The sequence below is a fragment of the Kitasatospora sp. NPDC088391 genome (assembly GCF_044753345.1).
Classification (GTDB): domain Bacteria; phylum Actinomycetota; class Actinomycetes; order Streptomycetales; family Streptomycetaceae; genus Kitasatospora.
On sequence record NZ_JBIVNB010000012.1, the window covers coordinates 87,261 to 110,596 of the forward strand.

25 protein-coding genes are annotated in these 23,336 nt (G+C 75.1%); 20 read left to right on the forward strand and 5 right to left on the reverse strand.

What is annotated here, in order from left to right; genetic code table 11:
- Window positions 1-71: 71 nt before the first annotated feature.
- The 15 genes from ACIQBJ_RS29540 to ACIQBJ_RS29610 all read left to right on the forward strand — a co-directional run bounded on the left by ACIQBJ_RS29540 (window position 72) and on the right by ACIQBJ_RS29610 (window position 13,129).
- Window positions 72-1,046 carry a helix-turn-helix transcriptional regulator gene (locus ACIQBJ_RS29540; RefSeq protein WP_400716552.1) on the forward strand — a complete coding sequence of 325 codons (975 nt, stop codon included), beginning with the start codon at window positions 72-74 and terminating at the stop codon, window positions 1,044-1,046.
- A complete protein-coding gene (locus ACIQBJ_RS29545) occupies window positions 1,043-2,008 on the forward strand; it encodes a helix-turn-helix transcriptional regulator (RefSeq protein ID WP_400716554.1) in 966 nt (321 codons plus the stop codon). The genes ACIQBJ_RS29540 and ACIQBJ_RS29545 overlap by 4 nt, the downstream gene beginning before the upstream one ends.
- A complete protein-coding gene (locus ACIQBJ_RS29550) occupies window positions 2,005-2,235 on the forward strand; it encodes a hypothetical protein (RefSeq protein ID WP_400716556.1) in 231 nt (76 codons plus the stop codon). The genes ACIQBJ_RS29545 and ACIQBJ_RS29550 overlap by 4 nt, the downstream gene beginning before the upstream one ends.
- A gap of 13 nt (window positions 2,236-2,248) precedes the next feature.
- Window positions 2,249-2,404, forward strand: coding sequence for a hypothetical protein (locus ACIQBJ_RS29555; protein WP_400716558.1), 156 nt, complete (start codon window positions 2,249-2,251; stop codon window positions 2,402-2,404).
- A gap of 125 nt (window positions 2,405-2,529) precedes the next feature.
- Window positions 2,530-2,790 (forward strand): twin-arginine translocase TatA/TatE family subunit, encoded by a 261-nt coding sequence (locus ACIQBJ_RS29560; protein ID WP_400716560.1) that lies wholly within the window; start codon window positions 2,530-2,532, stop codon window positions 2,788-2,790.
- Window positions 2,791-2,839: 49 nt separating this feature from the next.
- Entirely contained in the window at window positions 2,840-3,775 is a 936-nt protein-coding gene (gene tatC, locus ACIQBJ_RS29565) for a twin-arginine translocase subunit TatC (protein WP_400716562.1), read from the forward strand.
- Between the two features lie 148 nt (window positions 3,776-3,923).
- Window positions 3,924-5,081, forward strand: coding sequence for an NAD(P)/FAD-dependent oxidoreductase (locus tag ACIQBJ_RS29570; RefSeq protein WP_400716564.1), 1,158 nt, complete (start codon window positions 3,924-3,926; stop codon window positions 5,079-5,081).
- Window positions 5,082-5,151: 70 nt separating this feature from the next.
- The gene (locus ACIQBJ_RS29575) at window positions 5,152-5,460 is read left to right on the forward strand and encodes a (2Fe-2S)-binding protein (protein ID WP_400716566.1); all 309 of its coding nucleotides are present in this window, start codon (window positions 5,152-5,154) and stop codon (window positions 5,458-5,460) included.
- Window positions 5,441-6,835 carry an NAD(P)/FAD-dependent oxidoreductase gene (locus ACIQBJ_RS29580; protein ID WP_400716568.1) on the forward strand — a complete coding sequence of 465 codons (1,395 nt, stop codon included), beginning with the start codon at window positions 5,441-5,443 and terminating at the stop codon, window positions 6,833-6,835. Before ACIQBJ_RS29575 ends, ACIQBJ_RS29580 begins: the two co-directional genes overlap by 20 nt.
- A 52-nt stretch (window positions 6,836-6,887) precedes the next feature.
- Window positions 6,888-7,826 (forward strand): dihydrodipicolinate synthase family protein, encoded by a 939-nt coding sequence (locus tag ACIQBJ_RS29585; protein WP_400716570.1) that lies wholly within the window; start codon window positions 6,888-6,890, stop codon window positions 7,824-7,826.
- Window positions 7,827-7,964: 138 nt separating this feature from the next.
- Window positions 7,965-8,972: a proline racemase family protein gene (locus tag ACIQBJ_RS29590; RefSeq protein WP_400716572.1), complete on the forward strand. Its 1,008-nt coding sequence runs from the start codon at window positions 7,965-7,967 to the stop codon at window positions 8,970-8,972.
- Between the two features lie 43 nt (window positions 8,973-9,015).
- On the forward strand, window positions 9,016-10,395 hold the full coding sequence (locus tag ACIQBJ_RS29595; protein WP_400716574.1) for an aldehyde dehydrogenase family protein: 1,380 nt from the start codon (window positions 9,016-9,018) through the stop codon (window positions 10,393-10,395).
- Complete coding sequence (locus ACIQBJ_RS29600) at window positions 10,396-11,403, forward strand: proline racemase family protein (protein WP_400716576.1); 1,008 nt, start codon at window positions 10,396-10,398, stop codon at window positions 11,401-11,403.
- A 14-nt stretch (window positions 11,404-11,417) separates the two neighbouring features.
- On the forward strand, window positions 11,418-12,311 hold the full coding sequence (locus ACIQBJ_RS29605; protein ID WP_400716578.1) for an ornithine cyclodeaminase family protein: 894 nt from the start codon (window positions 11,418-11,420) through the stop codon (window positions 12,309-12,311).
- Window positions 12,312-12,421: 110 nt separating this feature from the next.
- Window positions 12,422-13,129 carry a GntR family transcriptional regulator gene (locus ACIQBJ_RS29610; protein WP_400716928.1) on the forward strand — a complete coding sequence of 236 codons (708 nt, stop codon included), beginning with the start codon at window positions 12,422-12,424 and terminating at the stop codon, window positions 13,127-13,129.
- A gap of 81 nt (window positions 13,130-13,210) precedes the next feature.
- Here the strand turns inward: ACIQBJ_RS29610 and ACIQBJ_RS29615 are convergent, their stop codons facing one another.
- Both ACIQBJ_RS29615 and ACIQBJ_RS29620 read right to left on the reverse strand, forming a co-directional pair.
- Complete coding sequence (locus ACIQBJ_RS29615; RefSeq protein ID WP_400716580.1) at window positions 13,211-13,954, reverse strand: ABC transporter ATP-binding protein; 744 nt, start codon at window positions 13,952-13,954, stop codon at window positions 13,211-13,213.
- A gap of 29 nt (window positions 13,955-13,983) precedes the next feature.
- Window positions 13,984-15,036, reverse strand: coding sequence for an FtsX-like permease family protein (locus tag ACIQBJ_RS29620; RefSeq protein WP_400716582.1), 1,053 nt, complete (start codon window positions 15,034-15,036; stop codon window positions 13,984-13,986).
- Between the two features lie 172 nt (window positions 15,037-15,208).
- On the opposite strand from ACIQBJ_RS29620, the gene ACIQBJ_RS29625 reads away from it, so the two are divergent.
- The 3 genes from ACIQBJ_RS29625 (at window position 15,209) to ACIQBJ_RS29635 (ending at window position 17,533) form a co-directional block, all read left to right on the forward strand.
- A complete protein-coding gene (locus tag ACIQBJ_RS29625; RefSeq protein WP_400716584.1) occupies window positions 15,209-16,561 on the forward strand; it encodes a sensor histidine kinase in 1,353 nt (450 codons plus the stop codon).
- Window positions 16,558-17,202 (forward strand): response regulator, encoded by a 645-nt coding sequence (locus ACIQBJ_RS29630; RefSeq protein WP_400716587.1) that lies wholly within the window; start codon window positions 16,558-16,560, stop codon window positions 17,200-17,202. The genes ACIQBJ_RS29625 and ACIQBJ_RS29630 overlap by 4 nt, the downstream gene beginning before the upstream one ends.
- A gap of 127 nt (window positions 17,203-17,329) precedes the next feature.
- A complete protein-coding gene (locus ACIQBJ_RS29635; RefSeq protein WP_400716589.1) occupies window positions 17,330-17,533 on the forward strand; it encodes a hypothetical protein in 204 nt (67 codons plus the stop codon).
- Window positions 17,534-17,566: 33 nt separating this feature from the next.
- Here ACIQBJ_RS29635 and ACIQBJ_RS29640 read toward each other — a convergent pair whose 3' ends face one another.
- Together ACIQBJ_RS29640 and ACIQBJ_RS29645 are read right to left on the reverse strand one after the other, a co-directional pair.
- Window positions 17,567-18,040, reverse strand: a complete 474-nt coding sequence (locus ACIQBJ_RS29640) for a carboxymuconolactone decarboxylase family protein (protein ID WP_400716591.1) — start codon at window positions 18,038-18,040, stop codon at window positions 17,567-17,569.
- A gap of 101 nt (window positions 18,041-18,141) precedes the next feature.
- The gene (locus ACIQBJ_RS29645; protein WP_400716593.1) at window positions 18,142-18,645 is read right to left on the reverse strand and encodes a hypothetical protein; all 504 of its coding nucleotides are present in this window, start codon (window positions 18,643-18,645) and stop codon (window positions 18,142-18,144) included.
- An 84-nt stretch (window positions 18,646-18,729) separates the two neighbouring features.
- On the opposite strand from ACIQBJ_RS29645, the gene ACIQBJ_RS29650 reads away from it, so the two are divergent.
- Window positions 18,730-19,755, forward strand: a complete 1,026-nt coding sequence (locus ACIQBJ_RS29650) for an NAD(P)H-dependent flavin oxidoreductase (RefSeq protein WP_400716595.1) — start codon at window positions 18,730-18,732, stop codon at window positions 19,753-19,755.
- 79 nt (window positions 19,756-19,834) lie between these two features.
- On the opposite strand, the gene ACIQBJ_RS29655 is transcribed toward ACIQBJ_RS29650, so the two are convergent.
- Window positions 19,835-21,307 (reverse strand): aminopeptidase P family protein, encoded by a 1,473-nt coding sequence (locus ACIQBJ_RS29655; RefSeq protein WP_400716597.1) that lies wholly within the window; start codon window positions 21,305-21,307, stop codon window positions 19,835-19,837.
- 286 nt (window positions 21,308-21,593) lie between these two features.
- Here ACIQBJ_RS29655 and ACIQBJ_RS29660 point away from each other — a divergent pair, with 286 nt between their 5' ends.
- Window positions 21,594-23,333, forward strand: coding sequence for an ABC transporter substrate-binding protein (locus tag ACIQBJ_RS29660; protein ID WP_400716599.1), 1,740 nt, complete (start codon window positions 21,594-21,596; stop codon window positions 23,331-23,333).
- Window positions 23,334-23,336: the final 3 nt, after the last annotated feature.

Genomic DNA, 23,336 nt, shown 5'->3' on the forward strand with positions numbered 1-23,336 from the left:
TCGGCTTTCACTGGACGTGCCCGTACCGGTACGGTCAGGCGGGTCACCCCCGAACGGAGGAAGGGTCAGCGATGGCGATCGCCAAGGCGGAGCGGCTGATGAACCTCGCCCTGTGCCTGATGAACACCCGGCGTCCGCTCTCCAAGAAGGAGCTGCGCGAGTCCGTCGAGGCGTACCGGGAGGCCTGGCAACAGGGCTCCGAGGACGCCTTCAACCGGATGTTCGAGCGCGACAAGGACGACCTGCGCGAACTCGGCCTGGTCATCGACGTGGACGAGAACGCGATCGACGGCGAGATCGGCTACCTGGCCCGCCGGGACCGCAACCGGCTCCCGGAGATCGCGCTGGACGCCGAGGAGGCCGCCGCGCTGACGCTGGCCGCCCGGGTCTGGCAGCAGGCCAAGATGTCCGGCGCCGCCAGCGGCGCCCTGCAGAAGCTGCGCGCGGCCGGCGTCCCGTTCGCCGAGGACCGCGAGCACGGCGCGCTGGAGCCCCGCATCCCGGGCCGGGAGGCCGCGTTCGAGCCGCTGCTGACCGCCGCCCGCGACCGCCGCCCGGTCACCTTCGACTACCGCAAGGCCGGCGCCGCCGCCGCCGAGCCGCGCTCGGTCGAGCCCTGGGCGCTGGAGTGCTGGCGCGGCCACTGGTACCTGGCCGGCTTCGACCGCGACCGCGGCTCCGCCCGGGTGTTCCGGCTCTCCCGGATCACCGGCAAGGTCCGCTCCCGGGCCGGCGCCTTCACCGGCGAGGTCCCCGAGCACGTCGACGTGCGCGCCGTGGTCGCCCGGTTCGCCGGCGAGGGCGCCACCGCCGTCGCCACCGTCAAGGTCCGCTCCGGCGCCGCCTACCCGCTGCGCCAGCGCGCCCTGGAGACCCGGCCGGCCGGCGCCGACTGGGACGAACTCGACGTCCCGCACGGCAACGGCCTGGGCGCCGACCTCGCCGAGTACGGCCCCGACGTCATCGTGATCGGCCCCGAGGACCTGCGGGCCGACGTCATCGACCGGCTGCGCGCCGTCGCCGGTCTCGCGGAGGTGCAGGCATGAGCAACGCCATCGACCAGACCCGGCGGATGCTGTCGCTGGTGACGTACCTGCGCGAGCGCCCCGGCGCCGAGGTCGCCGAGGTGGCCCGGGCGTTCGGGATCACCGAGCGCGAACTGATCGGCGACCTCAACGTGCTGCCGATGTGCGGCACCTCGTTCCGCGGCGGCGACCTGCTCGACATCGACACCGACGGCGAGCGGATCTGGTGGCACAACGTCGACGACGTCGCCCAGCCGCTCCGGCTCGCCGCCGACGAGGCCACCGCGCTGCTGGTCGCCGCCCGCGCCGTGGCCGGGCTGCCCGGCCTGCGCGAGCGCGACCGGCAGGCGCTCACCCGGGCCGTCGCCAAGATCGAGGACGCCGCGGGGGAGAGCGCCCGCTCGGCCGCCCGGATCGGCGTCACCTTCGAGGCCGAGGGCACCGTCTTCGCCGACATCGACCGCGCCCTCAGCGAGGGCCGGCTGCTCTGGCTGCGCTACTGGTCGCACGGCCGCGGCGAGCTGACGGAGCGCGAGGTCGACCCGATCCGGCTGGTCACCGAGGGCCACACCTACCTGGAGGGCTGGTGCCGGACCTCCGAGGACCGGCGCACCTTCCGGCTCGACCGGATCGCCGAGATCAAGGTCCTCGACGAGCCCGCCAACCCGCCCCGGCTGCAGCCCCGCGACCTCTCGGCCGGCTTGGTCGCCCCGGCCGCCGACGACCCCGAGGTGGTGGTCGAGGTCGGGCCCGGCGGCCGCTGGGTCGCCGAGTACTACACCCACGACAGCGCCGAGGAACTCCCCGACGGCGGCCTGCGGATCACGCTGCGCTCCGCCGAGCCGTCCGGACTGCGCCCGCTCGCCCTGCGGCTCGGCCGGGACGGCCGGATCACCGCCCCGCCGCTGCTCGCCGAACAGGCCCGCACCGCCGCGCTCGCCGCGCTGGAGCACTACCGGGACGGACAGGCCCCCACCACGTGACCGACGGCACCAGATTCAAGGTGTACTGCTCGCAGTGCCGGGAGAAGGTCGAACTCCCGGCCCCCGAGTTCCGGCTGGCCCTCGGGGCCAGCAAGGAGCGCACCTTCTACAGCTTCACCTGCCCGGCCTGCGGCGCCGCCGTCCGCAAGATCGCCGGGGAGAAGATCGTCGCCGCGCTGACCGAGGCCGGCGTGCACACCATGCGGCTGCTGCCGGTGGACGGATAGGGAGGCCCCGCGCGTGAACTGGACCCTGGTCGGGGCCGTCCTGCTCTCCACCGCCGGGCTGCTGGTGCTCGGCGTCCTCGCGCTGCGCCTGTGGCTGGACGCCCGGGCGCTGGCCCGGGAGATCGACGGCGCGGTCACCGCCCTGCAGCGGGCCGGGGACGGCGGCTGAGCTGCGCGGACCCACCGGTATCCGATCGTTGGGTACCGGGTTCCCGCCGCGACACCCCGAGCGGCTACCATCGCCCGCAGAGGGGGAGTCCTGCCTCCCGGACTACAGGAGGGCGGTGCTCCCCGATGCGACTGCTGTCACCCGGATCGCTGCTGCTGGTCTCGGTCTTCGCCGTGCTGCTGTTCGGCGGCAAGCGGCTGCCCGGGGCGGCCCGCGCGCTCGGCCGCTCGCTGCGCATCCTGAAGAGCGAGGGCAGGGCGCTGCGCCGGGAGTTCGACGCCGGCCGGGACGCGCCCGCCGCTCCCGCCCCCGCGCCGCCGGCCGCCGAGGCCGACCGGGTGGTCAAGGCCGCCCCGGGCGCGTCCCGCACCGACCGGGCCGCCTGAACCGCGGCCCGTCCCACTCCGACCACCTGCGCACGATTCGAGGACCGGGTTGAGCAAGACGACCAAAGCGCCCAAGGACCCTGAGGGGCGGATGGCGCTCGCCGACCATCTGCGCGAGCTGCGCAACCGGATCGTCAAGGCGCTGCTCGCGATCATCGTGTTCACGATCGTGGCGGCGTTCTACCACAAGAAGCTGCTCGACTTCCTGATCGCGCCGCTGCCCGCCTGCGGGCCGGACGGGAAGCCCCCGACCGGTCTGGACCACTGCGCGCAGATCTCCAACATCGGCCTGACCACGCCGTTCACGGTCATGCTGAAGGTCAGCCTCACGGCCGGCGTGGTGGCCGCCACCCCGGTCTGGCTGTACCAGCTGTGGAAGTTCGTCTCGCCGGGCCTGCACCAGCACGAGCGGCGCTACTCGGTGACCTTCCTGGTCGTCGGCACCCCGCTGTTCCTGGCCGGCGCGGTCCTCGCGTACGTGGTCATGCCGGTGACGGCGCAGATGCTGATCAGCTTCATCGCGGACGGCGTCACCTCGATCGTGCCGGTGGAGGACTACCTCGACCTGATCACCCGCATGGTGCTGGTGTTCGGCGCGGGCTTCGAACTGCCGCTGTTCCTGGTCATGCTGAACCTGGTCGGGGTGCTCACCGGCAAGCGCCTGCTGGGCTGGTGGCGGGCGATGGTCATGGGCATCACGGTGTTCGCCGCGTTCGCCACGCCGTCCGCCGACCCGCTCTCGATGCTGGCGCTGGCCGCGCCGATCTGGGGGCTGTACTTCATCGCGGTGGGCATCTCGCTGCTCAACGACAAGCGCAAGCTGGCCCGCAACCCGGACGCGCTGCTGGACGACGAGGTGGCCTCCGAGGTCGACCTGACGGTCGAGTCGGTCGAGGGCGCCGAGTCGGTCGGCGGGGTCGAGGCGGTGGAGGCGTCCGCGCCGGTGCCGGCCGCCCGCCGCGAGCAGATCGACGACATCACCTGATCCTCCGCCGCTGTGCGCGGACGGCCCCGGACCCCAGCGGTCCGGGGCCGTTCCGCGTTCCTGGGCCGCTGCGGCCGGGCGCCCGGCCGGGTGATCTTCGCTGGTGGGGGGCTTGCCGGAGGTTCAGGCCATGTGACATATTACTGAGGTGCTCAAGCGAACCCCCTACGACGTCGTGGTGGTCGGTGCCGGCGTGGTCGGCGCGGCCTGCGCCTACTACGCCGCCCGGGCCGGGCTGAAGGTCGCCGTGGTGGACCGCGGGCCGGTGGCCGGCGGCACCACCGGCGCCGGCGAAGGCAACCTGCTGGTCTCCGACAAGGAGCCGGGCCCGGAACTCGACCTCGCCCTGCTCTCCACCGGCCTCTGGCAGGACCTCGCCGCCGAGTTCGGCGACCTGGTCGAGTACGAGCCCAAGGGCGGCCTGGTGGTCGCCGCGCAGCCCGCCGGGCTCGAAGCCCTGCAGGGCTTCGCCGCGAAGCAGCGCGCCGTCGGCGTGGAGGCCGTCCCGGTCGCCGCCGACGACCTGCGCACCCTGGAGCCGCACCTGGCCGCGGGCCTGCCCGGCGGCTACCTCTACCCGCAGGACGCCCAGGTCCAGCCCGCGCTGGCCGCCGCCCACCTGCTGCGCGCCTCCGGCGCCGACCGCTACCTCGGCGAGGCCGTCACCGCCCTGCTGCGCGGCCCCGGCGGCGCCGTCGCCGGCGTGGTCACCGGGCGCCGCGAACTCGCCGCGCCCGCCGTGGTCAACGCCGCCGGCACCTGGGGCGGCGAACTCGCCGCGCTGGCCGGGGTCCGGCTGCCGGTCCTGCCCCGGCGCGGCTTCGTGCTGGTCACCGAACCGCTGCCGCGGATCGTCCGGCGCAAGGTCTACGCCGCCGACTACGTCGCCGACGTCGCCTCCGGCTCCGCCGACCTGCAGTCCTCCGCCGTGGTCGAGGGCACCCCCGCCGGGCCGGTGCTGATCGGCGCCAGCCGCGAACGGGTCGGCTTCGACCGCTCCCTCGCTCCCGAGGTGCTGCGCCGGCTGGCCGCGCAGGCCGCCGCGCTCTTCCCGGTGCTGCGCACCGTCCAGGTGCAGCGCTGCTACCGGGGCTTCCGCCCCTACCTGCCCGACCACCTGCCGGCGATCGGCCTGGACGGCCGGGTGCCCGGCCTCTACCACGCCTGCGGGCACGAGGGCGCGGGCATCGGCCTGGCCCCCGCCACCGGACTGCTGATCAGCCGTCAGCTCACCGGCGCGGAACCGGACTTCGACCTCGCGCCGTTCCGCCCCGAGCGCTTCGAGGGCCGGGAGGACGCGGAGTGAGCGCGCAGCAGCCCCGTCCCGACGTCCGCCCCGACGTCCGGTCCGAAGCACGCGAAGGCAAGGAGTAGCCGTGGACCCGCTCGACCTGGTGGGCGCCGAACCCGGCCCCGCCCGCACCGTCCTGTTCGACGGCCGCCCGGTGCCCGCGCTGCCCGGGCAGACGCTGGCCGCCGCGCTCTGGGCCGACGGCGTGCTCGCCTGGCGCACCACCCGGATCGGCGGCCGCCCGCGCGGCGCGTTCTGCGGCATCGGCCAGTGCTTCGACTGCCTGGCCACCGTCAACGGCCGCCCCAACCAGCGCCTGTGCCTGCTGCCCGCCGAGCACGGCGACACCGTCACCACCCAGGAGGGCCACGGCCATGCCGACCTCGAAGCCTGAGCCCGGCCGCTACGACCTCGCGGTGGTCGGCGCGGGCCCGGCCGGCCTGGCCGCCGCCGACGCCGCCGCCCGCCTCGGTCTGCGGGTCGCGCTGGTCGACGCCGGGGCCCGCCTCGGCGGCCAGTACTACCGGCACCCCGCGCCCGAACTGGGCGCGGCCCGGCCCGATCGGCTGCACCACGGCTGGGCGGCCTTCGCCCGGCTGCGCGAGCGGATCGGCGCGAGCCCGCTGGTCGACCACCTGGCCGGGCACCACGTCTGGGCCGCCGAAGCCGGCGACGGCGACCGGCCCTGGCGGCTGCACGCCACCCGCGGCCCCGAGGCCGGCGACCGGGCCACCGTCCTGGCTCGCGCCGTCCTGCTGGCCACCGGCGCCTACGAGCGGCACCTGCCCTTCCCCGGCTGGACGCTGCCCGGAGTGGTGACCGCGGGCGGCGCGCAGGCGATGCTCAAGTCCGGCCTGGTGCTGCCCGGCCGCCGGATCGTGGTGGCCGGCAGCGGCCCGCTGCTGCTGGCCGCCGCCTCCTCGCTGGTCGCCGCCGGGGCGAAGGTCCCGGCGATCGTCGAGGCCACCTCCTACCTCGGCTACGCCCGCGGCCTGCCGGTGCTGGCCGGCAACCCGGCCAAGCTCGCCGAGGGCGCCTCGCACGGCTCCCGGCTGCTCCGCCACGGCGTGCGGCTGCGCCGCTCCGGCGCCGTGATCGAGGCGCACGGCACCGACCGGGTCACCGCCGTCACGGTGGCCCGGTTGGACGCCCGCTGGAAGCCGGTGCCCGGCACCGAACGGCGGATCGCCTGCGACGCGCTGGCGATCGGCCACGGGCTGGTCCCGCAGCTGGAGCTGGCCGTCGAACTGGGCGCCGCCACGGTGACCGGCCCGGACGGCGCGGCCGCGCTGGCGGTCGACGCCCAGCAGCGCACCAGCGTGCCCGGGCTGTGGGCGGCGGGGGAGACCTGCGGCGTCGGCGGCGCCGACCTGGCGCTCGCCGAGGGCGTGCTGGCGGCCCACTCGGTGGCCGGGGCGCCCGCGCCCGCCCGGGAGCTGACGGTCCGTCGGCGGCGGCGCGCGTTCGCCGCGCTGATGGCGGCGGCGCACGCCCCGGGGCCGGACTGGACCGGCTGGGTCACCGACGACACCGACGTCTGCCGGTGCGAGGAGGTCCCGGCCGGGGAGATCCGCGCGGCCGTGACGGACCTCGGCGCGGCCGACGCCCGGACGGTCAAGCTGCTCACCCGGGCCGGGATGGGCTGGTGCCAGGGCCGGATGTGCGGCCCCGCGGTGGCCTGCCTCTCCGGCGGCCCGGCCGGCCGCCCGGACAGCCGCCCGCTGTCCTGCCCGGTGCCGCTGGCCCAACTGGCCGAGCCCGACCAGTAGTTCCGATATGGGCGGTGGGGCCCCTTGTGCACCTCCGTCGCCTGTTTATAAAATGTCACACATCATATCGAGGGAGACCCCCGTGACCCGCACCCCCCACGACTCCGCCCGTCCCTGGCGCGGCATCATGGTCGCCACCACGCTGCCCTTCCGTGACGACCTCACGGTGGACTACGACGCCTACGCGGAGCACGTCCGCTGGCTGATCGACAACGGCTGCGACGGCGTCGTCCCGAACGGCTCGCTCGGCGAGTACCAGACCCTCACCCCGGAGGAGCGCGCCAAGGTCGTCACCACCGCCGTCGAGGCGGCCGGCGACGGCGCCCGCGTGATGCCCGGCGTCGCCGCGTACGGCAGCGCCGAGTCCCGCCGCTGGGCCGAGCAGGCCGCCGAGGCCGGCGCCGGCTCCGTGCTGCTGCTCCCGCCGAACGCCTACCGCGCCGACCACGACGCCGTGCGCGCCCACTACGGCGAGGTCGCCAAGGCCGGCGTGCCGATCGTCGCCTACAACAACCCGATCGACACCAAGGTCGACCTGGTTCCCTCGCTGCTCGCCCAGCTGCACGCCGACGGCTCGATCGTCGCCGTCAAGGAGTTCTCCGGCGACGTCCGCCGCGCCTACGAGATCGCCGAGCTGGCCCCCGAGCTGGACCTGCTGATCGGCGCCGACGACGTGCTGCTGGAGCTGGCGATCGCCGGCGCCGTCGGCTGGATCGCCGGTTACCCGAACGCGCTGCCCGCCGCCAGCTCCGAGCTGTACCACGCCGCCGTCTCCGGCGACCTGGCCACCGCGCTGCCGCTCTACAAGTCGCTGCACTCGCTGCTGCGCTGGGACTCCAAGACCGAGTTCGTGCAGTCCATCAAGCTCTCGATGGACATCGCCGGCCGCCCGGGCGGTCCGACCCGCGCCCCGCGCCTGCCGCTGGTCCCCGAGATCGAGGCCGCGGTGCGCGCCGCCACCGAGAAGGCGCTCGCGGACGGCCACAAGTAGGTCCGCGGCCCGGGCACAGGTCCGGACCGGCCCAGGGGGAGCCGGTCCGGGCCCGCGACCCGTTGCCCGTCCGGCCCCGCGGGGGCACCGGACCGACGCACCGTCAGCCGATCCCAGCCGACTGGAGAGAACACCGCGATGCGGACCCGTCACGTCTTCCACGCCGTCGACTCGCACACCGAGGGCATGCCCACCCGGGTGATCACCGGCGGCTTCGGCACGATCCCCGGCGCCACCATGGCCGAGCGGCGCGCCCACTTCCAGCAGCACCTGGACCACTTCCGCACCCTGCTGATGTACGAACCCCGCGGGCACTCGGCGATGAGCGGCGCGATCCTGCAGCCGCCGACCCGGCCCGACGCCGACTTCGGCGTGCTCTACATCGAGGTCTCCGGCCTGCTGCCGATGTGCGGCCACGGCACCATCGGCGTCGCCACCGTGCTGGTGGAGACCGGCATGGTCCCGGTGGTCGAACCGGTCACCACCGTCCGCCTGGACACCCCGGCCGGCCTGGTGGTCGCCGACGTCCGGGTGCAGGACGGCGCGGCCGTCGGCGTCACCCTCCGCAACGTCCCCTCCTACGCGGTCGGGCTGGACCGCAAGCTGGAGGTGCCCGGGTACGGCACCGTCACCTACGACCTCGCCTACGGCGGCAACTACTACGCGATCCTGCCGCTGGAGCAGTTCGGCCTCCCGTTCGAGCGCTCCCGCAAGGACGACATCCTGGCCGCCGGCCTCGCCATGATGGACGCCGTCAACGCCTCCGACGAGCACCGCCCCGCGCACCCCGAGGACCCGGCCATCCACGGCTGCCACCACGTCCAGCTGCTCGCCCCCGGCTCGGACGCCGCGCACTCCCGGCACGCGATGGCCATCCACCCCGGCTGGTTCGACCGCTCCCCGTGCGGGACGGGCACCTCCGCGCGGATGGCCCAGCTGCACGCCCGCGGCGAACTGGCGATCGGCGCCGAGTTCCGCAACGACTCCTTCATCGGGACGACCTTCCTCGGCCGCCTGGTCGAGGAGACCACCGTCGCGGGCCTGCCCGCCGTCGTGCCGACCGTCACCGGCCGGGCCTGGGTGACCGGCACCGCGCAGTACTTCCTCGACCCGACGGACCCGTTCCCGGCCGGCTTCCTGCTCTGAGCGCTCCGCCGCCCCGTCGCCCCCCATCGAAAGGTTTCTGGACATGAGCACCATCGACTCGTACAACCCGGCGGACCCGGAGGACCTCGTCGCCTCGGTGCCCGCGGTCGGCGCCGACGGCGTCGCCGCCGCGATCGCCGCGGCGCGCGAGGCGCAGCGCGGCTGGTGGGCGCTGGGCGCGGCCGGGCGGTCGGCCGCGCTGACGAGGGCCGCGGCGGCGATCGAGGGCGCGGCCGAGGAACTGGTCGCGCTGGTCGTCCGCGAGGTCGGCAAGCCGGTCACCGAGGCCCGCGGCGAGGTCGCCCGGACGGTGGCGATCTGGCGCTACTACGCGCAGGCGCCGTTCGCCGCCTCCGGCGAGGTGCACGAGCCCGCGGCCGGGCAGGGCCTGCTGCTGACCCGCCGCCGCCCCTACGGCGTGGCCGGGCTGATCACGCCGTGGAACTTCCCGCTGGCGATCCCGACCTGGAAGGCCGCGCCCGCGCTGGCCGTCGGCAACGCCGTGGTGCTCAAGCCGTCCTCCGAGGCGGTGGCGGTGGCCCTGCGGCTGGCCGAGCTGGCGGGCCTGCCCGAGGGCGTGCTGACGGTCGTGCCGGGCGGCGCCGAGGCGGGGACGGCGCTGATCGGCGGCGCCGACGTCATCTCCTTCACCGGCTCGACCTGGGTCGGCCGCTCGGTGATCGCCGGCGCGACCGGGCGCGGCATCCCCGTGCAGTCCGAGATGGGCGGCCTGAACGCGGCGCTGGTCCTCCCGGACGCCGACATCGCGCAGGCCGCCGCGCACCTGGCGAACGCCATCGCCGGGTACGCGGGCCAGAAGTGCACCGCCACCAGCCGGGTGATCGCGGTCGGCGACGCCTACGAGCCGCTCGCCGAGGCCCTCGCCAAGGCGCTCGCGCAGACCCCCGCCGCCGACCCGTCCGCGCCCGCCACCTCCTGCGGCCCGGTGATCAACCGCCAGGCGCTGGAGCGGCTGACCGACGCCGTCGACACCGCCCGGGCGGGCGGCGCCACCGTGCTGGCCGGCGGCGCCAGGGCCGACCGCGCGGGCTGGTTCCTGGAGCCGACCCTGGTCGAGGGCGTCCCCGCCGGGCACCCGCTGCTGGAGGAGGAGTTCTTCGGCCCGCTCGCCGTGCTGGTGCACGCCGCCGACCTGGACGAGGCGGTCGCGCTCGCCAACGACACCCGGCACAGCCTCTCCACCTCCGTCCACTCGCGCAGCCTGGACGTGGCGCTGGCCGCCGCCGACCGCCTCGACGCGGGCATGATCCGGATCAACGCCCCGTCCAGCGGCGTCGACTTCCACCTGCCCTTCGGCGGCGCCAAGGGCGCCTCGTACGGCTCGCGCGAGCAGGGCCAGGCCGTGCTGGACTTCTACACCGCCTCCCGCACCGTCAGCGTGCTGCCCGCCGGGGAGTACTGAGTGAACGTCACCACCACCGACTACCACACCGCCGGCGAGCCGTTCCGGATCGTCACCGGCGGCCTGCCGCCGGTCCCCGGCGACAGCGTCGCCGAGCGCCGTTCGATCGTGATCGGCGCGGGCGGCCGGGCCACCGCGCCGCGCCGCAGCGCGCTCGACGACGTGCGCCGGCTGCTGACCCGCGAACCGCGCGGGCACGCCGGCATGTACGGCGGGTTCGTCGTCCCCGCCGACGACAGCGAGGCCCACTTCGGGGTGCTGTTCTGGCACAAGGACGGCTACTCGACGGCCTGCGGCCACGGCACCATGGCGCTCGGCGCCTGGGCCGTCGACTCCGGCCTGGTCACCGCCCCCGAGGACGGCACCGCGCTGGTGCGGATCGACGTCCCGTCCGGACGGGTCAGCGCCACCGTGCACCGCACCGCCGGCCGCACCACCGCCGTGACCTTCCGCAACGTGCCGACCCGGGTGCTCGCCCGGAAGGTGGAGCTGACGGTCGGCGGGCGGACCGTCGCCGTCGACCTGGCGCACTCCGGCGCGGTCTACGCCTCGCTGCCCGCCGCCGCCCTCGGCCTGTCCGTCGTCCCCGACCGGCTGCCCGAACTGACCGCCGCCGGGCGGGAGATCAGGGCCGCCCTGGAGGGCCACGAGGCACTGGCCGGCGACCGCGACGGCGTCTACGGCGTCATCCTGTACGACGAGCTGCCCGACACCCCGACCGGCCCCCACCAGCGCAACGTCACCGTCTTCGCCGACGGCCAGATCGACCGCTCCCCGTGCGGCTCCGGCACCTCCGCCCGGCTCGCCCTGCTCGCCGACGACGGCCTGCTCGGCCCCGGGCGCACGCTGCGCCACGACTCGATCATCGGTACCGTCTTCACCGGCCGGGTCCGCGAACGACAGGGCGACGGCGTGGTCACCGAGGTCACCGGCGCGGCGCACCGCACCGGCGAGCACCGCTTCGTCCTCGACGCCGAGGACACCCTCGGAGCGGGCTTCCTCCTGTGAGAAAGGGGTCCGCCGTGATCGGTCCGCTGGAGCTGGAACTCGACCACCTGGAAGCCGTCGCCGCGCTGGAGGCGGTGCTGCGCGGCGGGCTGGACGTGGAGGCGTGCCCCGCCCGGTCGGCGGTACCGGTCCCGGCCGGGGAACTGCTGATGATGCCCGCCGCCGCCGGGGAGTTCGCGGGCGTGAAGATCGCCGGCGTGGCTCCGGCCAACCCGACGGTCGGGCTGCCCCGGATCACCGGCTCGTACCTGCTGCTGGACGGCCCGACCCTGCAGCCGCTGGCCCTGCTCGACGGGGCGGCGCTGACGACGCTGCGCACGCCCGCCGTGACGGCGCTGGCGGTGCGCGAGCTGGCCGCGCCGGACGCCCGGCACCTGGTGGTGTTCGGCGCCGGACCGCAGGCGCTCGGGCACCTGTCGGCGCTGCGCGCGGTGCTGCCCGGGCTGGAGCGGGTCACCGTGGTGGCCCGCCGCCCCGGCCCCGCCGCGGAGGCGGTGGCGCACGCCGCCGGGCTGGGCCTGGCGGCCGCGGCCGGCGGGCCGGAGGCGGTCGCCGGGGCGGACGTGGTGGTGTGCTGCACCACCGCCCGCACCCCGCTGTTCGACGGCCGGCTGGTGCCGGACCGGGCGGTGGTCGCGGCGGTCGGCTCCCACGAGCCGGACGCCCGCGAGGTGGACGCCGAACTGGTGGGCCGCGCCGACCTGTTCGTGGAGGCGCGGGAGGTGGCGCTGCGCGAGGCCGGGGACCTGCTGATGGCGGGTGCCGGGGCCGAGCGGCTTGCTAATCTGTCCGAACTGGTCACCGGGGCGGCCGCGGTCCGCCATGATCGACCCAGGTTCTTCAAGAGCGTCGGCATGGCCTGGCAGGATCTGGCGGTGGCGGCGGCCCAGTACGAGCGGCAGCACTGACGGACGGCGTGGAGACCCCGCGCACCGACGGCCGCCGTCGTGCGCGGGGCATTCACTCTCCGCAACGTGACATTGTACAATCGGGGTCCTTGAACCCCCGGAGGAACACCATGGCCGACCTGAAGCCCCGCAACCTCATCTCCGTCCAGGAGCGGCTGCGCGACCAGGTCGCCCACGCCCTGCGCGCCGCCCTCATCTCCGGCGAACTCCGCCCCGGCGTGGTCTACTCCGCCCCGGCGCTGGCCGCCGACTTCGGGGTCTCCGCGACCCCGGTCCGCGAGGCGATGCTCGACCTGGCCCGCGAGGGCCTGGTCGAGGCCGTCCGCAACAAGGGCTTCCGGGTCACCGAACTCAGCGAGCGCGACCTCGACGAGTTCACCGAGATCCGCGCCCTGATCGAGGTCCCCACCATCGGGCAGGTCGCCCGCACCGCCACCGCCGACCAGCTGGAGGCGCTGCGCCCGCAGGCCGAGGCGATCGTCGCCGCCGCCCGCAAGCACGACCTGATCGGCTACCTGGAGGCCGACCGCCAGTTCCACCTCGACGTGCTCGCGCTGGCCGGCAACGCCCGCCTGGTCGAGACCGTCGGCGACCTGCGCAAGCGCTCCCGCCTGTACGGCCTCAACCGGCTCGACCAGCGCGGCGAACTCACCACCTCCGCCGAGGAGCACCTGGAACTGCTCGACGTCCTGCTCACCGGCGACGCCGAGGCCGCGATGGCCTGCATGACCCGCCACCTCGGCCACGTCCGCCACCTGTGGGCCGCCGACGAGCAGGCCGCCGAAGCCGGGACGGTGCTGCGGCTGCCCAGCCGCTGACGGTCCGTCGGATCGCTTCCGGAACGCCGGAGGCCCCCCGCGGCGCCGCGGGGGGCCTCCGGCGTTCCGCGCGGGCGGCGATCAGGCGGGGCGCAGGCGGCCGTCGTGCATCTCCAGCACCCGGTCCACCCGGCCGAGCAGGTCACGGTCGTGGGTGACCATCACCGTCGCCGTGCCGTGCGCGCGGGTGACGGACGCCAGCAGGTCGACGATCTGCGCGCCGCGCTCGTGGTCGAGCGCCGAGGTCGGCTCGTCCACCAGCAGCACCGACGGGCTGCCGAACAGCGCCCGGGCGATGTTCACCCGCTGCCGCTCGCCGCCCGACAGCTGGTGCGGACGGCGGTGCTGCTTCGCCCCCGCCAGCCCCACCGACGCCAGCAGCTCCTCGGCCCGTGCCCGGGCCGCCGCCGGACGCCGCCCGCGCACCGACTCCAGCACCAGCAACTGCTCCACCGCCGTCAGCGAGGCCAGCAGGTTCGACTGCTGGAACACGATGCCCAGCCGGTCGCGGCGCAGCGAGGTGCGCTGCCGCTCGCCCAGCGCGCCCGCGTCCGTGCCGTCGATCAGCACCTCGCCGCGGTCCGGGCGCTGCAGCGTCGCCGCGACCGCCAGCAGACTGGACTTGCCGGACCCGGACGGGCCCGCGATCGCGGTGAACTCGCCCGGCGCGACCACGAGTTCGACCTCGTCCAGGGCGGTCAGCCGGCTCTCGCCGTCCGGGTAGGTCAGCGTCACGCCGCGCAGCGCGAGGCCGGTGCGGGCCTCGGGGGCGGTGGTGGCGGCGGTACCGGCGGTGCCGGTGGTCTCGGTGGTCTCGGTGTTCATGGGGAAGCTCCCGGGAGAGGGGTGGGCGGTCATCGGTTGGCGCCGAGCGCGGCCAGCGGGTCGACGGCGGTGATCCGGCGCACCGCGAGGGCCGCGCCGGCCAGGCCGAGCAGCACCATCGCGCCGACCGGCACCGCCACCGTCCCCACCCCCACGTCGAACGGCACCGCCGCCGAGGCGAACGCCCCGCCGGCCGCGCCCAGCGCCCCGCCCAGCAGCGCGCCCGCCAGCAGCACGGCCGCGGCCTGGGCCAGCGCGTCGCGCACCAGGTAGCCGCTGGACGCGCCCACCGCCTTCAGCACCGCGATGTCCGGGCGGCGCTGCACCGTCCACACCGTGAAGAACGCGCCGACCACCAGGGCGCTGACCGCGAACAGGAAGCCCTGGATCAGCTGCAGGCTGCCCTGCTCCGCCGCGTACCCGTTGATGCCCGCCAGCGCGTCCGCCCGGGACACCGCCTTCAGACCGGCCGGCAGGCCGTGCGCCGTGCCGCGCAGCGCGAGCGCGGTGGGCTGCGGCTGCCCGGAGACCTGCTGCCAGGTCGCCGGAGTGGTCCACACCGTCGGCGCGTGCGAGAACGAACGCGCCGCGACGACCCCGCTGACCGTCAACCTCTGCGCCCCGACCGTCAGTTGCGCGCCGGGGACGAGGTGGTAGGTGTCCGCGGTGTCCTTGCCGACGGCCAGCTCGCCGTCCTGCGGGGCCCGGCCCGCCGACAGCGGGGGCAGCAGCGCCGGATCGGTGCCCAGCACGCTCACCGAGGCCGCGCCGCCGTCCGCCGTCAGCCGGCTCATCGCCACGCCCAGCGGGTACACCGCGCCCGGACCGGCCGCCGCCACCGCCTGCCGCTGCGCCGCCGACACCGTGCTCGACGCGAACGACACCTCCGGGTCCGCGCCCGCCGGGGCGCCGAACACCACGCCGTCCACCGGCAGTTCGGCCACCGTCGAGGACGCCGCCGAGGCCAGGCCGCCGGTCAGGCCGTACAGGAACACCACCAGGGTCGTGATCAGGGTGACCACCGCGCCCATCAGGGCGAACCGCCCCCGGGCGAAACGGATGTCACGCAGTGCGACGAACACGGGAAACCTTCCGGAGCAGAGTTGATGGACCCAGCCTGCTCGGCGCGGCCCCCGCTGCCATCGGGGAGAGGAACGGAGTGCGCACCGTCCGAGAGGTGCAGCCGAAAATCCATCGAACGGTTGATGCCGCGCCGCGCCGGGCGGCCCCCGGCGCCCCGTACCCTCGGAAGGCGTGCCCCGTACCGAACCCGTTCCCGTTTCCCAAGGTGAGCCGCACGCCTCCCCGACCGGCCCCACGCCGGCGCTGCGGCTGGCCAACCTCGCCGTGCACGGCCTGTTCTTCACGCTGCTCGCCGTGCTGCTGGTCCGCGCCGCCGCCGACGGCGGGCTCGGCCCCGGCGGCTGGGCCACCGCCGTCGCGCTCGCCGCCGGGTACGCCGCCGGCGGGATACTGCGGCCGGTCCGCGAGTCCCGGGCGCTCGGCGCGCTCTGGCTGCTCGTCGTCGCCGTGCTGTGGATCGGGCTGACGCTCCAGCACCCCGAGTTCAGCTACCTCGCCTTCCCGCTGTACTTCGTCTGCCTGCACGCCCTGCCGCCGCGCCTCGGCCTGCCCGCCGTCGCCGCCCTCACCGCCGCCGTGATCGCCGCCCAGACCACCACCCCCGGCGGCCTCACCACCGCCAAGGTCCTCGGCCCGCTGGCCGGCGCCGCCGTCGCCCTGCTCACCGCGTACGGCTACGCCGCCCTCTACCGGGAGAGCCGGGCCCGCCAGCAGCTCATCGACGACCTGGTCCGCACCCGCGACGAACTCGCCGCCAGCCAGCGCGAGGCCGGCCGCCTCGCCGAACGCCAGCGCCTCGCCCGGGAGATCCACGACACCCTCGCGCAGGGGCTGTCGGGGATCGTGCTGCTCGCCCGCGAGGCCGCTGCCGCGGCGGGCCCGGGTGCGGACGGGGTACCGGATGCGGACGGTATGCCGGGGGACGCCGCCGCGCCGTCGTCCGTCCGGGCACTGCTCGGGGAGATCGAGCGGACGGCCTCCGCGAACCTCGCCGAGGCCCGGCGCTTCGTCCACGCGCTCACCCCGCCCGCCCTGGACGACGCCACCCTCGCCGACGCGCTGCGCCGCCTGGCGACCGGCGCCGACGCCGCCTTCCACCTCGACGGCGAGCCCTACCCCCTGCCCGTCGAGGCCGAGGTCGCACTGCTGCGCCTCACCCAGGAGGCACTGGCCAACGCCGTCCGGCACGCCGCCGCCCCGCACGTCGCCGTCACCCTCGGATACCTGGACGACACCGTGACCCTGGACGTCTACGACGACGGCGTCGGCTTCGACCCCGCCGCGCCCGCGCCCGGCTCCTTCGGCCTGCACGGCATGCACGAGCGGATCGCCGCGCTCGGCGGCACCCTCACGGTGGAGTCCGCCCCCGGCGAGGGCACCGCCGTCGCCGCGACCCTGCCGCTGCGCGCCATCGAGGCCCCCGCCCCGGCCGGCCCGCCCGCGCAGGCGCCACCGGAACCCGAACGTCCGGGCGGCGCACTGCGGTTCGGGCTCCGGCCCGCCCTCGCGGGGGTGCGCCGGTGATCCGGGTGCTGCTGGTCGACGACCACCCCGTGGTGCGGCGCGGCCTGCGCGCCATGGTCGACGAACTGCCCGACGTCACCGCCGTCGGCGAGGCCGCGGACGGCGCCGCCGCGCTCGACCTGCTGGCCGCCCTTCCGGACGGGCAGCGGCCCGACGTGGTCCTGATGGACCTCCAGATGGGCTCCGGCATGCACGGCGTGGAGGCCACCCGCCGCCTCACCGCGCTGCCCGACCCGCCCGCCGTGCTGATCCTCACCACCTACTCCACCGACGCCGACATCCTCGCCGCCGTCGAGGCCGGCGCGACCGGCTACCTGCTCAAGGACGCCCCGCCGGAGGACCTCGCGGCCGCCATCCACGCCACCGCCCGCGGCGAGACCGTCCTCGCGCCGCCCGTCGCCGCCCGCCTCCTCGGCCGGGTCCGGGCCGGCCGGCCCTCGCTCTCCCCGCGCGAGACCGAGATCCTCCAACTCCTCGCCGAGGGCCTCCCGAACCGTCGCATCTCCAAACGCCTCTTCATCAGCGAGGCCACCGTCAAGACCCACCTCGTGCACGTCTACGACAAACTCGGCGTCGACTCCCGCACCGCCGCCATCGCCGCCGGCCTCGCCGCCGGCCTGATCCGCCCCGCCGAACGCTGACCCCCGGCCTGGGCCCGGTCGGCGACGGTGGGGGAGGAGGAACGGTATGCCGCTGCCGTGGAGTTGACGGGTCCGGGGGCGGGGCGTGGCTGAGGGGGTGTCAGTTGATCGTGTCACGCTGCCGTTCATGAGCAACGAGAGCACGATCACGCTGCGGGCGGACTGGGGTACCACCAGGCTGGGGAGCCAGCCGATTCCCGTGCACTGCGGGCGCCTCGCCTACGACCTCGATCTCGGTGAGTGGGAGTGCGCCTGGTGCGACGACCGGGTCCACGTGCGGGACGTGCCCGGCTGGCCGCACCGCAACCCCGGCCCCGGGGAGGTCCGTTGAGGATCTCCGGGGGCCGGGTCCGGGTGGGGCGGGTCAGGCGAACTGGCCCGGGACGTAGTCGCCCGCGGGCTGGCGGATGAGCACGTTGACCCGGTTGTAGGCGTTGATCAGGGCGATCAGGCCGACCAGGGCGGCGAGCTGCTCCGCGTCGTAGTGCCGGGCGGCCTCGGCCCAGGCCGCGTCGTCCACGCCGCCCGCGGCGTCCGCGATCCGGGTGCCCTGCTCGGTCAGCTCCAGTGCGGCGCGCTCCGCCGGGGTGAAGACGGTGGCCTCCCGCCAGGCCGCGACCAGGTTCAGCCGGACCTGGGTCTCGCCGGCGTGCGCCGCGTCCTTGGTGTGCATGTCGGTGCAGAACCCGCAGCCGTTGATCTGGCTGGCCCGGATCTTCACCAGCTCCTGGGTGGCGGCCGGCAGCGCCGACAGGCCCAGCGCGTGGCCGGCCGAGTTGATGTGCTTCAGGAACTTCGCACCGACCGGGTTGGCGAAGTAGTCGAGACGAGCGTCCACGGTGGTTCTCCCTGGTGTCTGCGCCGCTGCGCGGTGAGTGCTTCCACCAGGAGTGACCCCGCCGCCCGTCCGAGTGTGACAACCCGTCGATGTGACCCCCGTCACACAATCGGGTCGTCCAGGTTCCAGTGCTCCGGGAGGTCCGCCTCGCAGAACACGCACACGAAGAACCCCTCCCGCACCACCTGCGCCGCCCCGCACCCCCGGCACCGCCGGAACACCACCGCCTGCGTGAACCCGCCCGGATGCCCGGCCCCCGCCGCCGCCAGCGCCGCCGCGACGGCCGGCCAGCACGCGGTGTCCGGGCAGTACCCCGTCGACAGGTTCGACACCTCCACCGCCCGCACCCCGCCCGCCGGGCCGAACGTCACCTCGCCCGCCGCCAGCACCGCCGCGCCGCCCGCGCAGGCCACGTGCTCGCTGCGCCGGTCCGCCAGGTGCAGGACCCCGTCCGGGTCCACCGTGTAGGTGAACGGCCCCTCCCGGGAAGGCTGTTCGGCCAGCCAGGCGGCCAGTGCGGTCGGATCGGGCAGGGCCGCGCCCGGCGGGGCGTGCCGGGCTGCCGCCGCGATGTCCGGCGGTCCCACGTACGGGTACGTTCGCAACTCCGGCCCTTCCTCGGTGCGGCCATGGTCGCACGGGGCGGACGTAGGGTGGGGCGACGGGGTTCCGGCGGTGAGGGAGCGGGCATGGGCGGCGACTTCGACTGGGCGGTGCCGCTGGTGGCGGCGCCGATGGCCGGTGGGGCGAGCACGCCCGCGCTGGTGGCCGCCGTCAATCGGGCGGGCGGCCTCGGGTTCCTTGCCGCGGGCTACCGCAGTGCCGCGGAGATGCTCCGACAGGTGGAGCGGGCAAGGGAGTTGACGGGCCGGCCGGTCGGGGTGAACCTGTTCGTGCCCGGGGCGTCCGGTGGGTCGGCGGCGGTGGCCGCGTACCGGGAGGCGCTGCTGCCCGAGGCGCGGCGGTGGGGCGTCGAACTGCCCGCCGTGATCCCGCCCGACCGGGACGACTGGGACGCCAAGCTGGAGGCGCTGCTGCGCCGCCCCGTGGAGTGGGTCTCGTACACCTTCGGCCTTCCCGAGCCCGCGGAGGCGGCGGCCGTCCGGGCCGCCGGGATGCGTCAACTCGGCACCGTCACCAGCCCCGAGGAGGCCCGGGCCGCGACCGTCCTCGGCCTCGACGCCCTCACCGTCCAGGGCCCCGAGGCCGGCGGGCACCGGGGCACCCACCGTGCCGAGGACCGGCCCGGCACCCTGCCGCTGCTCCCACTCCTCGCGGCGGTACGGGAAGTGACGGACCTGCCGGTGATCGCCGCGGGCGGGCTCGGGGACGGGGCGTCGATCGCGGCCGCGCTGCGGGCCGGGGCGGTGGCGGCGCAACTCGGCACCGCGTACCTCCGGACGGAGGAGTCCGGTGCGTCCGCCGCCCACCGCCGGGCCCTCACCGCGCTCGGCGCCACCACCGTCACCCGCGCCTTCACCGGACGCCCGGCCCGCGCCCTGCGCAACGCCTTCACCGACGCCCACCAGGACCAGGCCCCACCGGCCTACCCCGAGGTCCACCACCTGACGCAGCCCCTCCGCGCCGCCGCGACCCGCCGGGAGGACCTGACGGCGATGCACCTGTGGGCCGGCACCGCGCACCGCCTGGCCCGCGCGGGCGGCGCGGCCGACGTGACGCGGGACCTGTGGGAGGACGCGCTGCGCGCGGGCTGAGCGGGCGAGGGGCAAAGGGGAGGGCAAAAGGGAGGGGCGCCCGGGGAGGGGAGTCCCTGGGCGCCCCGGGCGGGGTGGGTCAGGGGAGGAGGGCGGCCATCCAGGATTCGATGGCGGCGGGGTCGCGGGGGAGGGCGCCGGACATCAGGCGGGCCCCGTCGGCGGTGATGACGAGGTCGTCCTCGATGCGGACGCCGATGCCGCGGAGTTCGGCGGGGAGGGTGAGGTCGTCGGGCTGGAGGTAGAGGCCGGGTTCGACGGTGAGGACCATGCCCTCCTCCAGGACGCCGTCCAGGTACGTCTCGGCGCGGGCCTTCGCGCAGTCGTGCACGTCGAGGCCGAGCATGTGGCCGCTGCCGCAGAGGGTGTAGCGGCGGTAGAGGCCGGAGTCGTCCCGCAGGGCCTCCTCGGCGGAGACCGGGAGCAGGCCCCACTCGGCGAGGCCCTCGGCGATGACCCGCATGCCGGCCCGGTGGAACTCGCGGAAGGACGCGCCGGGGCGCAGCGTGGCGATGCCCGCGGACTGGGCGGCCAGGACGAGGTCGTAGACGTCGCGCTGGGCGGAGGTGAAGGTGCCGGAGAGCGGCAGGGTGCGGGTGATGTCGGCGGTGTAGAGGGTGTCGGTCTCGACGCCGGCGTCGAGCAGCAGCAGCTTGTTCGGGTCGAGCGGCCCGTCGTTGCGGATCCAGTGCAGGACGCAGGCGTGCGCGCCGGAGGCGACGATGGTCTCGTAACCGGTGCCGTTGCCCTCGGCGCGGGCGCGGGCGTTGAACGCGCCCTCCAGCCAGCGTTCGCCGCGGTGGTGGCGCAGCGCGGCGGGCAGGGCGCGGACGACGTCCTCGAAGCCGCGGGCGGTGTGGTCGACGGAGAGCTGGAGCTGCTCGATCTCCCAGGCGTCCTTGACCAGGCGGAGTTCGGAGAGCGCGGCGGCGAACTGCCCGTCCAGGACGGCGGACGCGGCGGAGGGCCGGCCGGCCAGTTCGTCGAGGACGGGGTCGATGCCGGCGGCGATCCGGGTGGGGACGGAGCCGGTGAACAGCTTCGGCAGGTCGTCGAGGTGGGCGGTGCGCAGGCCGGTGAGCTGGGCGGCCTCGGCGAGGTCGGCGCGCCGGCCGACCCAGAACTCGCCGTAGCGGCGGTCGCGGTAGAACTCGCCGGAGCCGCCGGAGCCGCCGGAGCCGCCGGAGCCGCCGGAGCGGTCGGAGCGCGGGCGCAGGTAGAGCACGGGCTCGCCGTCGGGCTCGACGACCAGGACGTGGCCGACCTGCTCCTCGCCGGTGAGGCCGGTGAGGTGGGCGTAGCCGCTGTAGGGGCGGAAGCGGTAGTCGCAGTCGTTGCTGCGGATCTTCAGCTGTCCGGCGGGGACGAGCAGCCGCTCGCCGGGGAAGGCGGCGGCGAGCCTGGCCCGGCGGGCCGGGAAGAAGGCGTAGCCGGGGACGCGCTCGTCGGCGGGCAGCGGGGTGGCGGCCCACTGCCCGGCCATGAAGGCCTCCAGGGCGGGGGTGACGGGGAGGTCGTGGCTTCCGGTGTTCAGCGTGGGCTGGTCGGCCATCGTCGGGGGCTCCTCTGACCTGGTCTGTTCGGTGTTCCGGCGGGCGGGCGGTTCTCTGCCGGCGGGTCGGACGGGTGGTCCGGTCCGGCGGGGTGCACGGGCAACTCGATTGGCGGAGACGGTACTTCGCCAGCGGTCGGCGGCAATGACACGGCTCGATAACAGTCCGGCCGCCTCATTGCGCAGTGCAATTTCACATTACTATGTTACGGGTCACACCTCAGAGCGGGCCAGACCCCGGCGGAACGGATTCCCCGTTGAGCGGCCCCCACTTCCGGAGTTGCACATGAACAGGCGTACCCATGCCGCCCTCGCGGCGGCCATCGCGGCTTCCCTCTCCCTCGGCCTCGGGGCCTGCAGCAGCACCAGCGACAACAGCGGCGACAACGGCGGCGAGAAGGGTGTGACCACCCAGGGCAACGGCATCATCGGCGGCACGCCGGTCAAGGGCGGCACCCTCACCATCCTGTCCAACCAGGACTTCGACCAGCTCGACCCGGCCCGCAACTGGACCATGCCGGTCATGGACGTCGGCGTCCGGATGCTCTACCGCACCCTGACCACCTTCAAGGCCGCCCCGGGCGCCGAGGGCCTGAAGATCGAGCCCGACCTGGCCACCGACCTCGGCACCCCGAGCGACGGCGCCAAGACCTGGACCTTCCACCTGAAGGACGGCCTCAAGTACGAGGACGGCACCCCGATCGTCGCCGACGACATCAAGTACAACGTCGAGCGGTCGTTCTCCGCCGAACTGGCCGGCGGCCCCGACTACGCGGTGCGCTACCTGGCCGGCGCCGACAACTACAAGGGCCCGCTGGGCGGCGAGCGCCTCGGCAAGGACTCCATCGAGGTCCCCGACGCCAAGACCATCGTCTTCCACCTCAAGCGCCCGGTCGCCGAGTTCGGCTACACCGTCACCCTCCCCACCTTCGCCCCCGTGCCGAAGGCCAAGGAGACCGGCGCCAACTACTCCAACCACCCGGTCTCCTCCGGTCCGTACAAGATCGAGAGCTACGACCGCGGCAAGCGCATGGTGCTGGTCCGCAACACCAACTGGGACCCGGCCTCCGACACCGTCCGCAAGGCCTACCCGGACAAGATCGTCGTCGACCAGACCCTGAAGAGCGGCGGCATCGGCGACCGCCTGATCGCCGACCAGGGCGAGGACAAGAACGCGATCTCCTACGTCGACCTGCTGCCCGCGAAGATCTCCGAGGTGCTCACCAACCCGGACGTCAAGGCCCGCCTGATCAGCGAGAACGCCGGCTGCACCACCATGCTCGACATGAACAACAGCAAGGCGCCCTTCGACAACCCGAAGGTCCGCCAGGCGCTGCAGTTCGCCGTCGACAAGGAGTCCTTCGCCGCCTCGATGGGCGGCCCCGCGTTCAACGACATCGCCACCACCTACCTGCCGCCGGTGCTCACCGCCGGTGCCCCCGTCGACCACTTCATGATCAAGCCGGCCGGCGACCCGGAGAAGGCGAAGCAGCTGCTCGCCGAGGCGGGCTTCCCGAACGGCTTCGACACCGAGATGGTCACCTCCACCGGCGGCAAGCAGCAGGCCGAGGCGCTCCAGGCCGCCCTCAAGCGGGCCAACATCAACGTCACCATCACCACCGTCGACCCGACCGCCGTCAACTCCATCGTCGGCGACAAGGACAAGCAGCCCGGCCTCGCCCAGCTCGGCTGGTGTCCCGACTACCCGTCGGCCGCCACCTTCCTGCCGATGATCTACGACGGCCGCCTGATCCGCGACAAGGGCAACAACGGCAACATGACCCGCTTCAACGACGCGGAGACCAACGCCGAACTCGACCGGATCGCCGGCCTGTCCGACCTCCAGAAGGCCAACGCCGCCTGGCTGGAACTCGACTCCAAGATCATGGACAAGTCGCCCGCCGTCCCGCTGGTCTGGGCCAAGAAGCCGCTGCTGGTCGGCTCCAACGTCGCCGGCGCCTTCGCCCACCCGGTCTGGGCCGGCCAGATCGACTACGCGGTCATCGGCCTCAAGTCCGTGAAGTAAGGC